The following is a 17,436-nucleotide window of genomic DNA, read 5'->3' as shown; positions in this document are numbered from 1 at the left end:
GTTGTCTGGTTGACTTGAACCTTTTATGTAATTCAGTCGAATTACTTGGATATATGGTGATCATATCACTTGATCTTCAAATTGGTCAAGTTTGATTAAATTGGGACTTCGCGGCGATCATCCGAATTTGCTTGGTGATCTCTTCGCCTCTTTTCAATGCTAATTCCAGTGGCAAAGCATCCTTTTTGCTAGGATTGGTATGACCTACATGTTCTTTCCATGCCGAGCCTAATAGTTGTTGACGCTGCAGGATCAATTGAAATAATTGCGATTTATCGGGTAGTTCTACGAAATCCGGCTTCTGTTCCAACGTAATATGAAATAAACGACTTAAAAGCGTTTTAGCCATCACCCAATGACCATCTGAGTTGGGATGAATACCGTCAACGGAACGATAGCCGGGGTTCATTTCGCGTTCTTGTTCTCTATGCTGAAGAAGTGGGTCGTAGATATTCACGACTTCATCCGCTGTTGAATCTAGCGTTAGCAGCCAATTCGCATAGTATTTAACGACATCATTGTAGCCTGCATATGGCTCCTTGTAGCTGTAGTCTTTCTGACCATCGGGCAAAAGAACATTCGCGTTCATAGATTCGGGATCAAAAGGCGGAGGCGTCATGACGATGGCTTTTGCCCCGCTTTGATGGATCATCCGAATGGCGGTAAGTATGCCATTTTGATAAGCTTGAAACCGTTCTATAGCGAATGGAGAATAGATGCCATCATTCATTCCATATCCCACAACAACCCAATCCGGTTTGCTTTCTTGTAGCGCTCTTGCTAATCGATCATGGATACAAGGACGTGGAAATGGATGATCGGCCTCGGTTAATCCAGAGGCTGTCTCACTGCTTACGCCAAGATTTATGAATGTAAGAGGTATGTCGGGCGTTTGCTGCCCAAAATAAGCATCCAAATAAGCAATAAACGTCCCTTCATCTGTAATACTGTCCCCAAGAAAAACGATTCTTTTACCACCAGTCAACCGTGATTCCTCTCCTTCGATTTGAGTCATATCAACTCTCCTTTTTATCGTATATCATGTATGATATTTAACGTAGAGGATTGCTATAATACCTCTAAAATTCGACTAGTTACTACCAGCTTTCATAAAGTGAGCATTCGTTCTTTTGCGGGAATTACTAATATGCTTGGACATGGCATCGGATGCGCCTTTGGGATCTCGCTGCTTTAATTTCTGTAAGATCGCATTATGTTCCGACCATTCCTCATTCGTGGTATTGATATCTAAATGCAATTGGATGTATGTTAAATATCTTTGAATCTGTTCAATATACCCTTTAACTAAATTCTGCAAATTGGTATTCTCGCAATAGGCAAGAATAGTACCATGTAAAGACATGTTCATTTCCTTAATTGTCCCCAGACCATTAGTAGCTTCCGATGATTGCTGAGTTTGAAGGGAATTCATGGTTTCTTGCAGCCGTTCCAGTATATCATCTGGTATAAGAAGCGCAGCCTTTTCAACGGCAAGTGGTTCAAGCTGCAGTCTAATTTCAAATAATTCGTCCAACTCTTTGACACTCATCATATTAACAAACATTCCTTTAAAAGGAATGACATTCAGATACCCTTCCGATTGCAATCTGGATAGGGCCTCACGAATCGGAATGTTGCTTACTTCTAAAGCGCGCGCTAATTGATCTATGTTTATTTTTTCACCGGACTTCAATTTATGAGATAAAATATCTTCTTTGACAATCCGATAAATTTCTTCGGTTAAATTAACACGATTAATTTTACTGCCCATAGGATACCCTCACCTTTTTTACACTTAACATATCATGTATGATCGAGGGTTATCAAATAATAAATATCGAGCCCTCCCTTGACTACAAGAAGGGCTCGATATCTCGGATACCTATAGCGTAACTCTTAGAAAAAATTTGTTTGCCACAAAGGGTTGGATATTTAATTGGACTTAGTGATGTTGGTTCTCATGCTCATTCGGATGATTGTCCTACTCACCATCCTCTTGATCATCCTGATCATCATCTCCATTTCCATCCTGATTCTCTAATTTCTTACTTGTTATAAAGGTAATTTCAGCCCCATAACTCGTTCCCGCTGCGTTGGTCGCGTAAGCTCTGGCGTAATACGTCGTATTTGGTTTCAGATTCTTTATCTTCTCACTAAACTGGCCTAATCCAGAGCCTAAGGATACTTTGGTTGATCCATCACCGGTTAGTGTAGGAGAAGGTGCTAATGAGTACACAATTCCTCGCGCTGTGACAGCAGTACCCCCATCAGCCGTTACTATTCCGGCAATGGTTGCACTTGTATTCTTGACCTTTGAAACCCCAGTCGTCATTACGGCAGCTGTTGAAGGTACCTGTGCAACCGTAAAGCTTAATTTATCCAGCAGCATATAACTGCCTGATTTTTTCACGACTTTGATTGTGTGCACGCTATTTGAAAGACCGGAAATACTGTACACCGTTTGTTGGACTAACCGCGTCGCATTATACGTGTTCACCGTTTGTTTGAAAACATCATCCACGTAAACGTCGATTTCACCCTGTGAAGCATCTTTTTCCGTTATAACTGCAATTCCGGTTCCTTTAAAGGTATATTCGAAATAATCGTTGTTCGTTTCTGTAAAATGCACGTCATTCTGATAGTCCCCACTGAAGACGAACGTCAGATTCGTAGTTCCCACCGGCTGCGCTGCAAGGTATGCCTTCTTGATCGTTAACGTATTGCCTACTAATGTATAATCGGTGCCTGGCACTAGGGTAGTTCGGCCATTGTTGATTCGATCAAGTACATACTCGCCAAGTGACAACGTTGTACTCACATCCGCCTGTGCAGTTACCTTTTTGTCAAAACTGCCTGTATCCGGACTCATCAGATCGCCTACAAGTATCGTTAATTTATCCAGCAGCATATAGGTTCCCGATTTCTTCACAACTTTAAGCGTATGAGAACCACTTGGCAATCCTGCAATGCTGTACACCGTTTGCTGTGCTAATCGACTGGTATGATAAGTACTCACGGTTTCCTTGAATACATCATCAACATAAATATCGATATCGCCCTGCGAAGTATCCTTCTCGGTGATCAACGCAATGCCCGTTCCCTTGAAGACATATTCAAAATAGTCATTGTTCGTCTCGGTGTAATGAACGTCGTTCTGATAATCCCCGAATACTCGATTATTGCTATATCCCCATGATCCAGAATAATGAATGGCAGCATTATCATCATTGATGCTAGCCGTGGCGCCGTGGGATGTGGGAACCGTCTGTTCTGTCATTTCCGAAGCAGTCGACGGAGTCAACTGGATCGACTGAATAGGTAGTTCTACTTGAACCGATTGTGCTGACACCTGTCTATACACACTTCCCGTAACCGTACTTCCCGCAGCTGATGGAGTCACGATCAATTTATCCAACAGCATGAAAGTCCCTGATTTCTTCACTGCCTTGATGGTATGAGGACCGCCCGGCAGTCCCGCAATACTGTATACGCTTTGTTGGACTAACCGACTATCATTAAATGTACCCACCGTTTGCTGGAATATGTTATCTACATAAATATCGATATCGCCCTGCGAAACATCCTTCTCCGTAATCAATTCAATACCCGTTCCCGTGAAGGCATATTCAAAGTAATCATTGTTAGCCTCGGAGTAATGAACATCATCGTTATAATCTCCGAGTCCCCGATTGTTGCTATACCCCCAAGAGCCGCTGTAAACAATGCCCGGATCGTTATCGTTAACAGAAACCGGCGTAATCGTCATCGAGCTGTCGCTTACTTGAATTGGAAGGTTCTGGGTAGCTCCCCCACTGAAGGAGAAGGTCAGATCTGTCCAACCAATGGGTTGAGCCGCAAGGTATTCCTTCTTGATCGTTACGACGTTACCCGATAATGTGTAGTCGGTACCTGCAACCAATGTGGTACCTCCGTTAGCCATGCCGCTGAAGGTATAGCTGCCTGGCGTCAGAGTAATCGTTACATCGGTCTGTGCCGTTAGCTTTTTATCAAAGCTCCCCGTAACAGGATTAATCAGTTCAGCGATGAGAACGCGCAATTTATCAATGAGCATATAAGAACCTGATTTTTTCACAACCTTGATCGTATGAGGACCGCTGGGTAGTCCTGATATTCCATAGACCGGTTGTTGGGCTAATCGGCTCGAATGATACGTGCTAATCGTTTGTTTAAATACACCATCCACGTATACATCCATATCGCCTTGAGATGAATCCATTTCTGTAATCACTTCAATGCCCGATCCGGTAAAAGCATATTCAAAGTATTCGTTATTCCTCTCGGTGAAATGTACATCGTTCAAATAATCGCCAAGCCCGCGATTCGTACTACGCTGCCAAGCGGCCGAATATGTAATCCCTGAGTCGTCGTTATTGATTGCAATTGAACCGCCTTGAGAGGTGTTGCTTACAACAATGGCAAGCGTCTGCGGATTTCCGGCGCTGAAGGAAATAAGCAGGTTCGTTGTCCCGAGCGGTTGTGTGGCTAGGTACTCCTTCTTGATCGTTACCGTATTGCCAGATACCGTATAATCAGTGCCTAATACAAGCGGTGTTCCACCACTTGTTATAGCACTAAACTGATTATCGTCTAGTAGCATCGTAGTTGTAACATCCGCCTGCAGCGATACCTTCTTATCAAAATTTCTAGTCGATGGAAGGATCGTACTGTTCTTAGGAGAGGTGTCACTCACTGCAATGGCCAGAATCGGCCTAGCTCCGGCGCTGAAAGTAAAAGTTAGCTGCGTAGTTCCGACCGGTTGAGTGGCAAGATATTCTTTCTTGACCGTTACCGCGTTGCCCGATACCGTATAGTCAGTGCCCGGCACCAAGGTTGCCTCGTCATTCGTTATGCTGCTTAGTGTATTTCCATTCAACGTCATCATCGTCGTTACATCCGCCTGAGCGGTTAAATTTTTATCAAAGCTCCCGGTAGAAGGGCTGATCGTGCTGTTTTGTGCCAATGAGTCGATCACGGTGATTGCAAGATTCTGAGTAGCACCCAATCCCCTGTTGCTATTTCGCTGCCAATCGCCCGTGTAGGATATTCCCGTATCATCATCATTGATCGAGGAAACGCCTCCTTGCGAAGTAACCTTCAACAAACGAGAAGCATGAGGAGCTAAATCAACCGAGCTGAAGCTGGAGTTAAACACGCCTAGTTCGCTATGACTCCATAGATCCCGCACAGAGGCTGCACCGCTTAAACCGATATCGCTCCAATTGACGTTGACCGTCGCGTTCGAGCTTCCCAGGTTAAACAATCCAACAGTATAGGTTCCATCACCGTTGTTCGCATACCAGACCTGCTGCTCGGATGCGAGGGATACGGGATGTGCCGGCTTACCGGCCTGATTGACGGCGATTGCCTCATCGTTCGTCAACAGCTGAATACCGAACTCATCCAGGTTGGTTAAGTCATTGCCTGTATATAATTGGGCCGACGAAATGGCCCAGAAAGTCATCGCTGTCTGCCGCTCATCCTTTGTGATGCCATCCATAGCGCCGTTACCGATATTCAAGGAATCGAAATCATTCCATCCGCCTGGACCTGCGTGGCGCCACCACTCTCCAGCTCGCGGAAATAGCCTTGCGATATTGGCCCAATTGGTTAATCCCGCTGTTCCACAATAACATTCAATATCCCAGTCAATACGCCATCCGTTCGCATACTTCTTCCAGGTATCCACATAATTAATATCCAGCGCCCATGATAGCTCGAACCAAATACCGTGCGGGGCTAGTGCTTGAGACCAAGCTTTAACATCATCACGGGCATCAATCGACGTATCATTATGTCCGGAGCCCGGCGTAACGCTATCAAATTTCACGAAATCTACACCCCAGGATGCAATCTGATCGGCAATGGAGTTTATGTAGCTCTGAGCACATGGCTTAGAGAAGTCAATTTTATAGCCTATATTCCAATAATCCGACGTAGTTAATGGAAGTACCACGATGTCTTGTGCATGGCAGGAAGAACCATAAATCGGCAAGTTGGCATCATACGCTTGCGGAGACATCCCTGGTATGAAATAGAGACCAAACTTTTGCCCATTGTTATGTACATGATTGATGACCTCACTAAGACCATTCGGATACAAAGTGGTGCTTGGTTGTGGGCGTCCATATTCATCCATGCTCCCATTCCAGGCTGCATCTACGTTAATATAATTGTAGCCATGGGGCTGCAGAATCTCATGCATTGCGTCAGATTGAGCCATAATCTGTGCGGCTGTAATCCAATTTCCGCTGTGATACACTTGCATGCTGTAGCTGCTCCAGCCCATGTATGGTTTTTGCGCTAACCCATTATCGGCTGCTTGTGCGAGTTGCCCTTTCGGAATAAAGACAGCAAACAAAGTGATAAAGAAAATAAAAACCAGAAGCCACAACCTAGTTTTCTTACTCATATATCCCACATCATACATCCCCTTTGATATTAAATTCACTTAAAAAAAGCCAGGTGCTTTTTTTCAAAACAAACACCTGGCCTCTTCCTCATCGATCGTTATTTCTTAAAACCTGCAGCATCATATGCCTTTTGCAAAATTTCAAGGTACCTGTTTACTTTCAAATTTTCCAATCCTTTTACATAGGCATCCCAATCTTTGGTCAAGTCTTTATTCCCTGTAATAAATTGAAGCGCACTTTGGTCAACATAGTTCTTAATGTTGGTTTGTAGAATGCTCGCTTCGTCTGTGAGTGCCGGATCAATCCAAATTGCCCACATCGGGAATAGTTCCTTCGGTTCATGGCCTTGATACAAGAGTGTCGCATTATACAATCTGCGCTCATAGTTTGCTGAGTCGTAGACATCCGTTCCTTGTACGAAGCTATCTCTGTACTCCTGCGGTTGGTAGAAGTGTCCCATACCGCTCCATCCGGCATTACGAGGAGGCTGCCCGTCTATAGCTGGAATCGTTGCAATTTGAGGGGTAACTCCCTTGCCAAGAGCCACTTCGCCCTCTTTCGGTTTTCTCCAATCGATACCTTCCATACCCGAAGCAGCATTCGTTTGTCCTTCTGTCGTATACATATAATCAACCATTTTGATCAACGCGATTTGTGATTCTTTGCTGGCCTTATTCGTAAGAACGAATTTCGCACCCGGTATTAAGCCGCCTCCATCATGAGTAGCGTATGAACCATGCGGTCCATTGAGCGGAGTTACGGGATTATAATCGGCTGAATTTTTGTTTCCTTTATCAATGTTAACGAAGATGGCTGGATGCATGCCCGCGCCTGCACCTAGGATCTGTCCTCCAGCATTCTCGCCAATTTTCTTAAATGCTTCGGCATTTTGTGTAAAAGCACCTGGATCGATCAAGCCCTCGTCGTACAAGGATTTAATATAGGAAAGTCCTTCTTTCCATTCCGGCTTATTGGCCGCAGTATCCACTTTACCGTTAACTAAGTTCAGGTAATTACGGTCGTCATTATAGATGAAGCCGTTCATCAGGAACGGTATGACACGCACACCGAAATCCTCGATCGATCCGCTAAGCGGAACTTCATCTGCTTTACCGTTGCCGTTCGGATCATTCTTCTTGAAAGCTTGAAGCACCTTCTTGAAATCTTCGGTCGTTTTCGGCATTTCAAGGTTTAATTTCTTCAACCAGCTTGTGTTGATCCACATTTTATTCGGGTAGGAACAATGGAAGCATTGCGTATAGGAGCCAAGTCCGTATATTTTTCCATCTGGAGCCGTGATGAAGCTTTTGAGTGTCGGATCCTTCTCCATCGCCTTTTTAATATTGGGTGCATACTGGTCGATCAAATCATTCAATGGAAGCAGAACGCCCTGCTTACCGAACTTGAGAAGATCGGCTTGAGAGAATTGGTCGATATAGGCCGTTAACATATACGCCTCTGGATAATCGCCGCTCGCTAATGAGATTTGCCGCTTTTCCTTGGCCCCATCATAAGGGATGATTTCGAACTTAAACTTCGCGTTAAATTTGGTTTCCAAATGCTTCGTGAACAGGTTCGTCTTCAAATCCATGTCGTTAGCCTGTTGAGCAAAGACGCTTATTTCTACGGGTTTAGCCACTTGTGCAGCACTTGGCGATGCTGTCCCTGTTGACGGATTCGACGATACCGGAGTCTCCTCTTTACTCGAACATGCGGCTAGAACCATACTGAACATCAAGATGAAAACCAAGCTACTAACCGATCTTCTTTTCAAATGAATCCGCTCCCTTTTTTGAATTAACTAGCTTGCTTATCTTTAATCCGTAGACGCTATGTTTGTAGTCAATCACCCCTTTCAATTCTTCAGTAGATCTGGTTATCCCTCTTTCACTTACCCTTTTACGGAACCTACCAGCATCCCCTGAACAAAGTAGCGCTGCACAAACGGGTAGATGACCAGTACAGGAAGCGTTGCCACGACGATCAGTGAATATTTCAAAAGCTCAGCCAACTGCTGTCTTTCTACCTGTTTCAAAGCATCTGTGGCATTTGAGCTGTTGTTAAGGATGATAATGCTGCGCAAAATGAGCTGCAGCGGAAACAGATTGGCGGTTTTGAGATAAATAAGGGCATCGAAGTAAGAATTCCATTGACCCACAGCGTACATTAAGAACAGAACAGCTATGATTGGTTTCGATAACGGAACCACAACACTCCACATGAACCTGAGATCGCTGCATCCATCTATTTCACTCGAATCAATTAATTCATCCGGAATCGAGGATTGGAAGAATGTTCTCGCAATGATCACTTGCCATACCCATATCGCGTTAGGAATTAATAAGGCCCATCTGGTATCGATTAGCCCCATCTGCTTCACTACTAAGTAAGTAGGAATCAATCCACCGCTAAATAACAACGTGAATGTAATTAGCATCATAAGCAAATTTCTTCCGAACAAAGTTTTGCGTGATAATGGATAAGCAATCATGATCGTAAGCATTACACTGATGATCGTTCCGGCAGCCGTATAAAAAAGAGAATTGGCGTAGCCTGTCACAATTTTCGGATTTTCGATGAGAGTTGCATATCCCTTGATGGAAAATTCTACCGGCCAGAGCCACACACGGCCTGAAGTTACCGCCGACGGACTGCTGAACGAGCTGCTAAAAATATAAATAAGCGGATATAAGACGATAACTAAAAGGAGGCTCAGTATCACGTAGATGCTAATCAAAAATAGTTTATCGCCAACCGATTCTCTGATCGTCGTTTTCATCGTATTCATCGTTTGGTTCCTCCATTGTTTACCAGATACTCGTATTCGATAATCGCTTTGCTACCATATTGACACCAACGAGCAGAATTAAATTGATTACGGAATTAAACAATCCAACCGCAGTAGCAAAACTATAGTTCGCGTTCAATAAACCTATTTGATACACGTAAGTGGCAATCACTTCGGAATTTATCTTGTTCAGCGGATTTTGCAGCAGATAGATCTTTTCGAAGCCAAGCGACATAACACTCCCTACATTCAAAATGAAAACGATCGTGATGGTTGGCATGATGCCAGGCAAGTCGATATGACGGATTTTCTGAAACCGTGAAGCGCCATCTACCTTGGCTGCCTCATAAAGCGAAGGATCGACTCCAGCTAACGCAGCCAAAAAGATAACAGCCGAATAGCCTGCCGTCTGCCAAATATCCGACCACACATAGATCGAACGGAACATGCCGGGTTCACCGAGAAAATTGATAGATCCCAGTCCGAAATAATTCATCGCAACATTAACAAAGCCTAGGCGCGGCGCTAGAAAAAGCATGATAATCGATACCATAACGACGGTGGATATAAAATAAGGAGCAAACGAAACCAATTGAACAAACCGCTTAAATTTTCCGTTGCGTATTTCATTAAGAGCTAAGGCTAACAAAATTGGAATTGGAAACCCGACAATTAACAAGTATCCGCTAATGAGGAGTGTATTTTTAATTAACGTCCAGAAAATCGGATTATCAAAGAACAATTGAAAATGTTTGAATCCCACCCAAGGACTTCCCCATATCCCTTTCGTAACGTTGTAATCCTTAAAAGCAAGGATGGCATTCAACATCGGATAGTATTTAAAAATAAGGAAAAACAAGGCAGGCGGAATCACGATAAGATACAATTGCCAGTGTTTTCTAAAACTTTTTGTCGCTGCTAAGAGGAGGCGTCCATGCTCTCTTGGTGCCACTCGGCTGCGTTCGATTTCAATTCCTTTTTCCAAAATGCTCCCCCCTAAATTCTCACGAAGTCATGATAGCGCTTTCTATATGGCTGATTATAGGGGTCTATTGCGGCCCTCGTATAGGTACAATTGCGTCGTTTTGCGAACAAATAACCCGAATTCAGCGGACATTTTTCCTATTCGAACGGCCATTTTTCCCGCTACAGCCATTTATGACAGAAAAAATCCTAACCGCTTAAGCGATTAGGATTTTCATTCTTCTAGAGACTGTCTGAACGAGCTTGGCGATACGCCCATAACTCGCTTGAATGCCCTTCGGAAGGAATGTGAACTGTTATAGCCAACATGCGAAGCGATTTCATCCACATTATGCTGGTTTCTTTTTAAAAGGTTCGCTGCGTGGTCCATTCTAACTTTTTCCAAATGATCGGATAAATTCGTCCCCGTTACCTCTTTAAATAATTGGGAGATGTATTTTTCTGGACGCTCAACGATCTCAGCTATCCGGTATAGGTTTAGATCAGGATCTGAATACTTTTCAGCGATATATTCATTAATTTGCTTCACTGTTTTAATGTGTGCATCGTTCTTTTTACTCGTGATGAGACCGCACATGGCTGAGATAATCTCATTGATTTCACGCGAAATCAGATCTATGGCTTCCGTGGCCTGGATGCTAATGATCCGATTTTTGATTTTCTCAAACATAGGGGATTCCATGAGAGCCTTCTGGTCGAGTAATTTAAGCAGCGTTCCCTTCACTTCTCCGATGAACTGATGCTTCATCTCCACAGAAAGCTCTCGATTTTCCGTATTTTGCTCGATCATCGACTTGACGATCCGCTCGGCTTCATCCACATCGCCAGCCCTAATCGTACTAATTAATCGCAGCTCAACGTCAATTGGATAATAATAAGTGTTACTCTCTATTCGGGTATCCCTGTACCAAACGATTCCTTTTCTATTCATATATACAGCGTATTCTAATGCCTGTCTGGCTTGCTCATAGGAACGGCTGATCTCCATGACAGAGGAAAAGGGATCACTTAGTGCTGCTGTAATGGTAATTCGATAATCGGTAAAGGCCAGATTAGCGAGATTAGCCACGAGCTGCTCGATATCTTCCTTGCCAACCTCTTCACCTTCATCCTTTTCTGCTACCGTAAAAAGGGTTACGATGCGATCTGAACCCAAATCCGTCATATGAACATGCAGGCGGCTGCCTGAATCAAGTAAAATCTGTTTCAGGATGAGTCTGGCCGCATTCAGTTCGTTGAGAATTTCAACGCTTTCCATGCCTGAGTATCCATTGATTTGCAGAATACCCGTATATCCGGCATTCATATTTAGTCCAGTATCCGCCTGCGCGGCAGCAGAAATCAATTCATCCTTGGATTGAAACTCTCCCGCAATTAACCTTTTATAAAAGGCATCGCGAATTAATGGCAGCTGCCGATTAAGCTCAGACTCCAGGCGCTTGTTGTTGGTAATGATATTGGATATATTGCCCTGCAAGAAATCATATTCATTGCGCTCTGTTGTAGCATCCTTGCCAAACTGCTCTTTCATTACACTAAGCAGCCTATTGATCGGGGCCGTATTTCGATAAGACAGCATAAAACCAACAAAAAGCCCGATCAGTATAGCAACGCCGGTCACCGACCAAGTGATGTATTTGATTTTATTCGCATTCTCCATTAAAACGTGCTTTGGAATGCCTGTGCTGTATACCCACCCCGTTGATTTGGATTGAATCCTTATCACGAGATCGTCATCATAGAATTGACTGACTTTCCCTTTATCGAAGCGGTTATCCGCGGATAATTGATCCATTTCCTGTTGACTGATCCCCTGCAAACTAATGGTATGTCCTTGCGTATCGCTAATATGCGTCCAGCCGCCGTTCGGATCTCTTGAACCAGACAAAACACTGTTGATCGTTTGTTCATCAATTATGGTGACAACTGTAGCCGGAGAAGAATCACTAAAGCTGTCTAATGGGAGCGATTGCATAAAAGTGATGACTGAGGTTTGTGTTCCGTTATTCACAAACGGTCTCAGCGGCATGATTTCGCTTCTATGCATTTTTTCTAATACCGTTTTTTTCCATTCGTCCAAGGAAAGATTGCTGTAATGCGAAGTCTGATAATAATGCTCAGGGCGAAAATAAGCATTGCCTGGCGTCACAACGACGTTAAAATTAGTCAAATAAATATAGAAATGCTTCAAAAAATCATTCGTTTGGCTGTAGGCCTTAATATCTCTCGTTATTTTCCAGATCCCATACACATTTGCTTTATCATCTACCAATTTTTCGTTCAAAAGGACACTAAGGTCTTGGTTTAAAGCCAATTGTCTCGTAAAACTTTCAACTTCGGCCATTCTGCGTTCCAGAATCTGTTGGCTCTTTTGAAGCTGCGTCACATTATTCTCAATGGAAATCGATTGCGTGACAGTGATCGAAGTACGGTATGACATATAGCCCGCTATGCTGGGGATGATCAAAATAACGATATAAGAGATCAGAAACCTTCGAAATAATCTGGAATACTTGGGCACTGGCAGTTCTCCCTTCCATTTTGGAGGTTTCGGAATACGTTCTTTAACAAGTTAGCACGATTCTTCAACAAAAAAAACCCCTAGTCGGGTCTTTTCTGATTTTCGTAGGACGACCGTAAATGGCGTGTTTGCGTGCTTGTTTTTTAGAATTCAAAACTTCAACCTCCGAATTGCAGCCCATGTAAACTGTACCTTATCTATATGATAGCGCTTACTACACGACTGATTATATAGATACAGGGCATTATCGCATAGGTACAATTGGGTCGTTGACCATACAGATTTCCTTATTCCTTATGAGTCACGTTCAACTGCTTGTCGATTCTATAAACATAATCTGGTGTTAGAACGAGCGGAACGCTTAGTTCACGGTAGCGCAGAAAGGTTTGACCCGCTGAGAATGCTTGAATAGTGGCTTCCATCAACTCACCGTTCTCCCAGACGATATCAACTTCTATATTTCCTTTGGCCCGAAGTCCTGAAACCTTACCTGTATGCCATTTCTTTGGCAGGGCGGGAAGCAAATTGATTTCTCCGGCATGACTTTGCAGCAGCATTTCCGCTATCGCCGCTGTCCCTCCAAAATTTCCGTCTACAACAAATATGTGTTTCTCCGCTCCGGCAATCCCCGGTTTGGAATACGTTAATAAGTTATCGAAGCTCAATTGACCGATTAAATGGGTTAAATGCTTATAGGCATGTTCGCCGTCCTCTAATCTGGCAAAGCTCGCTGCAAAAGAGGCAACCGTGAACTCCACATCTTCTAACGCCTCGCGAGACATGCGATTTTCTAATGTGATTCTCGCAGCTGCGCTCAGTTCCGTTGTTCCTCTTAGAGTGATTTGGTTACCTGGATGTAAGCTGATTAGATGAGATAGGTGTCGATGATCCGGCTGTGCTTCTTTATAATCTTCCAGCCATTCCTGTAATTGTCCCCTTTTGCCAATACGAAGGGGAGGCAGCTTAGCGATGGCTTGCTTCAGCTTGGATTGCATATCGAAATCAACCTGCAGCGTATCAGCAGCCTCCAAGCAAAAGACGAATAAGTCACGAACCAACACCTGATCGAGTGTTGATCCCATCGACAATTGATACACGTCGTCTTCGATATAGAAGCTATTTTCCGGAGAGTTAGAAGGGCCTGTTACAAGCCACCCATATTGTGGATGCAGCGTCATGTAATCGAGGAAAAAGGCGGCGGCTTCTTTCATCACAGGATAAGCTCGCTGCGCTAAGAACTCACGATCTAAGTTAAATTCATAGTGTTCTCGCAGTTGGCTTGCAATCCATAAGCCGCCTGTCACATTCAGCCCCCACGAAGTTTCCCAGCCTGGAGCCGTAAACCCCCATGCATTTGAGAATACGTGAGCAACCCAACCTTCGCATCCATAGAAATCTTAAGCTGTCGTTCGGCCAGCTTGCGATAACATCTCCAAATAATTCATTAAAGGGATATGACATTCTGCCAAATTGCTGGCTTCCGTTGGAAAGTAATTCATTTGTGTGTTGATGTCCAGATGGTAATCGCAGCTCCATTGCATACGATTGGCTTCGCCATCATTCCAAATGCCCTGTAAATTTAGAGGCAAAGGAGAATCCGCACGTGAACCGGAAATCATCAAATAGCGGCCATATTGATAAAATAAGGCGAATAATTGCGGATCATTATCTTGTCCGTTCTGAAGAAGACGAATTCTTTCGTCCGTTGGTAAGCGGGACGCGTCTGAATGACCTAAATCAAGATTCACTCGGCCATACAACCGATGATAATCGAATATGTGATTTTCTTTAAGCTTTGCATAACCAATAGCTAAAGCATGTTCCAATTGTCGGCCTGATTCCTGCAGCCAGCCTTCATCCTTTTTTCCATAATCGGTATTAGAGGCAAAGTAGATGCATGCTTCATCTGCGTTTCTTACGACGATTTGATCTCCCTCTACAACAATGGTTCCGCCCTGTACCACTACTTTGACCATGCCTTGACAGAAAACTCCGCACTTACCATCACTATGCATGGTCTCAATCGCTTGCCCTTCAAAGGTAATCGTAGCGTCCTCGGCAAACCGTTGCGTAAAATTCTCAGTCTGACCTTCCATTCCTAACGCGAATGAAATGCCCCCTTTGTGTTCACTCCAATAGCGCGAAGCCACAATTTCGTCTGCGTGCGAAGCAAATATTTCCCGGGTAAAGTTATTCCCATTTACGGTGTAAGAAGTATGAAAGATAGCGTTTTCAAGATTTAGTACACGCTGGAGGTCTTCACCTTGATGCTCAACAGTGAGAATTAGATGACACATCTGCAAATTCGTACCGAAATTTTGCTTCTTAGGCTGCAGTGCCTGCTGAGCTAGCTCTTCTCCGCGCTTGTAATCCCCTGCGAAGAAATGCTGCCTCATCTGATCAAGATCAGCTTTGCCCTTTGAATGGCTTTCGATCCTCTCCGTTTTTCCAGACCAATACGTGACTTCCGTCATACTCCAGGTTTCCTTCTCGATTCCACCATATATGATGGAACCAAGTCTCCCGTTTCCTATTGGCAGCCCTTGCGACCAGTTCAGCGCAGCGCTGGTATACCATAGCTTCAAATCATTCATGTAGAATTAGCCCCCTCAGTTTCGTCATATACTATATATCGTGTATGATTTAAACTTTAACATTTGCAAATAATCGTGTAAAGACAAGTTAGCTCCTCGTGAAAAAGCAGTTTGACTACAACCGATTTTCTACCGTGCTACTACCACCTTTTCATTATTTATTTCTACGATACGGATAACGAATGATTTAGTCAAATTGTGGGAATATTAACTTTGCCTAAAAAAACAATAGATCGGAGATGTATGCCATGTCTGACCAACAATCCGAACAACAAAGTGCAGAAATGGAAGCCCATAATGCGGTAGCTGATGCACTAAGCGAACTGAATCAAGCACAATCGATTAGTAACCATCGAAGAAGGGCTGTTCAGCAAGCGCACGAACAACTCGACCAAGCACATGCCCAATTAGCAGAAGCACGGACAGAACGATCTGGTAGTGCTGATGAAGATAGCCTCACGTAAATAAGAAGTATCCTCATCTTCATTTTTATATGAAAAAAAGGGCTGTCTCTCAAGTAGTTATTATGTCTACTTGCGGGACAGCTCTCTTTAATTCGGATCGTTTTTTTGTCTATTACTGCTTTTCCTCTAGTTAGCGGAACGTCGATTCGTTATATAAGGAATTCTGTGCAAAAATTCTGGTTATCCTAGCAAATTACGGTAAAGGGTAGAGAGGCATCATCGTCTAACGATTATAAGATACGTGCCGTAAACATGGATCTAGCTACTCTAGTACCGTTCGTCCTGATTTCCATATCAATCTTGCAAAATCTACGGCTCATCTCCACGATTGAGGGTATGATTTCGATGACGTCATCGATTTGCAGCGGGATTAAAAAATAGCTGGAAGAACTATCCAGAATGAGATCGCCTTTCTTGTGCTCCTGAACCGTGCGATAAGCTGCACGAATCATAATCGTTGTCAGTACACCTTCGGAGACCAAACCTTCAAAATTCGTCATTTGCGGTGTAACCGTTCCTTGGAAATACAGCTTGCCTTCCTCATCTCGAAGTTCGTCGATCCCCGAATAAATCTGTACCTCAAACGTTTCTGCGTTCTGAGGCTGCCTTTGCATATGCTGCATCGCTTTCATAACATCCTTACGGCTAATGACACCGATCATCTTGCGATCGGTATCGATGACGGGCAGCAGCTCAATACCCTCCCACACCATGGTATGTCCAGCTGATGCTACCGACGTTTTCAAGTTAATCATCAACGGATTAGGTGTCATCAAGGTGCCAATGAGCTGATTCGGTTTCGCGCCCATGATGTCCTTGGTCGTGATCATGCCAATCGGCACCTGATGGTCATCGATGACAGGATAACGGGTATGCGTCGTTTCCTCAACCAGCTTTTGCATGTCTTTGACCGTGTTAGCAGTCATCAGCGAATAAATAGGGCTGTCTTTGCGCACGATGTCATCGACGATCATAATCTTTTTCTTAATGAGGCGATCTTCCATGGCTCGATTAATCATCGTGGCAACCGTGAATGTATCGAATGAACTGCCGATAATAGGCAGCTGCAGCTCATCTGCAAGCTCCTTTACTTCAGGCGTGGTATCAAATCCACCGGTAATCAATACGCCAGCGCCCTGACTTAGTGCACACATGTGTGCTTGTACACGATTGCCGACAATAAGCAAATTGCCTGCTTCAATATACTTCAGCATGGCCTCCAGCTGCATCGCGCCAATCACGAATTTGTTCAGGGACTTATGTATACCCGAAGAACCACCTAGCACAACGCCTTCCACCACATTCACGATCTCCGCGAACGTTAATTTATCAATGACGGGTTCTTCTTTCTTCTCCATGCGAATCGTGCCGATCCGCCGTTTGGTGCTCACTAGACCGATATTTTCCGCTTCCTTGATGGCACGATAAGCCGTTCCCTCACTCACATCCAGATCTTGAGCGATTTGCCGAACGGACAGCTTGGTGCCTACAGCCAAGGATTCAATATATTTCGTAATTTGTTCATGCTTCGTATGAAGCTCCGAATGGCCCGTGCTCATGGTTCACACCTCGCTGAACTGTTCTATAACATTGAAATAATTATAGTATATCCAAATAAAAAAAGACAGAAGCCCTTAATGATGCGATCCTCATT

At 43.9% G+C, this 17,436-nt stretch carries 10 protein-coding genes and 1 pseudogene; 1 reads left to right on the top strand and 10 read right to left on the bottom strand.

Going from position 1 to position 17,436, the window contains the following annotated elements; genetic code table 11:
- Positions 1-85: 85 nt before the first annotated feature.
- From QFZ78_RS35680 to QFZ78_RS38740, 9 genes and pseudogenes are all read right to left on the bottom strand, one after another.
- Entirely contained in the window at positions 86-1,015 is a 930-nt protein-coding gene (locus tag QFZ78_RS35680; protein ID WP_307554471.1) for an SGNH/GDSL hydrolase family protein, read from the bottom strand.
- 75 nt (positions 1,016-1,090) lie between these two features.
- Positions 1,091-1,771: a GntR family transcriptional regulator gene (locus QFZ78_RS35675; protein ID WP_307554469.1), complete on the bottom strand. Its 681-nt coding sequence runs from the start codon at positions 1,769-1,771 to the stop codon at positions 1,091-1,093.
- Positions 1,772-1,981: 210 nt separating this feature from the next.
- Positions 1,982-6,430: a X2-like carbohydrate binding domain-containing protein gene (locus tag QFZ78_RS35670; protein WP_307554467.1), complete on the bottom strand. Its 4,449-nt coding sequence runs from the start codon at positions 6,428-6,430 to the stop codon at positions 1,982-1,984.
- Between the two features lie 98 nt (positions 6,431-6,528).
- The gene (locus QFZ78_RS35665; RefSeq protein ID WP_373461158.1) at positions 6,529-8,166 is read right to left on the bottom strand and encodes an extracellular solute-binding protein; all 1,638 of its coding nucleotides are present in this window, start codon (positions 8,164-8,166) and stop codon (positions 6,529-6,531) included.
- 156 nt (positions 8,167-8,322) lie between these two features.
- Positions 8,323-9,219 (bottom strand): carbohydrate ABC transporter permease, encoded by an 897-nt coding sequence (locus QFZ78_RS35660; protein WP_307554464.1) that lies wholly within the window; start codon positions 9,217-9,219, stop codon positions 8,323-8,325.
- A 19-nt stretch (positions 9,220-9,238) separates the two neighbouring features.
- Positions 9,239-10,186, bottom strand: coding sequence for an ABC transporter permease (locus tag QFZ78_RS35655; RefSeq protein WP_373460422.1), 948 nt, complete (start codon positions 10,184-10,186; stop codon positions 9,239-9,241).
- Between the two features lie 231 nt (positions 10,187-10,417).
- Positions 10,418-12,724: a helix-turn-helix domain-containing protein gene (locus tag QFZ78_RS35650; protein WP_307554461.1), complete on the bottom strand. Its 2,307-nt coding sequence runs from the start codon at positions 12,722-12,724 to the stop codon at positions 10,418-10,420.
- A gap of 287 nt (positions 12,725-13,011) precedes the next feature.
- Positions 13,012-13,281, bottom strand: a complete 270-nt coding sequence (locus QFZ78_RS38745) for a glycoside hydrolase family 95-like protein (protein WP_373461157.1) — start codon at positions 13,279-13,281, stop codon at positions 13,012-13,014.
- Positions 13,282-13,287: 6 nt separating this feature from the next.
- Positions 13,288-15,318 (bottom strand): annotated as a pseudogene (locus tag QFZ78_RS38740) (glycoside hydrolase family 95 protein); the annotation flags it as partial.
- Between the two features lie 248 nt (positions 15,319-15,566).
- Between QFZ78_RS38740 and QFZ78_RS35635 the strand changes: the two are divergent.
- Entirely contained in the window at positions 15,567-15,782 is a 216-nt protein-coding gene (locus QFZ78_RS35635; RefSeq protein WP_307554456.1) for a hypothetical protein, read from the top strand.
- Between the two features lie 230 nt (positions 15,783-16,012).
- Here the strand turns inward: QFZ78_RS35635 and QFZ78_RS35630 are convergent, their stop codons facing one another.
- Positions 16,013-17,341: a DRTGG domain-containing protein gene (locus QFZ78_RS35630; protein ID WP_307554454.1), complete on the bottom strand. Its 1,329-nt coding sequence runs from the start codon at positions 17,339-17,341 to the stop codon at positions 16,013-16,015.
- Positions 17,342-17,436: the final 95 nt, after the last annotated feature.

This window comes from Paenibacillus sp. V4I5 (genome assembly GCF_030817255.1).
GTDB lineage: Bacteria > Bacillota > Bacilli > Paenibacillales > NBRC-103111 > Paenibacillus_E.
This window is presented reverse-complemented; position numbering and strand designations above follow the sequence as displayed.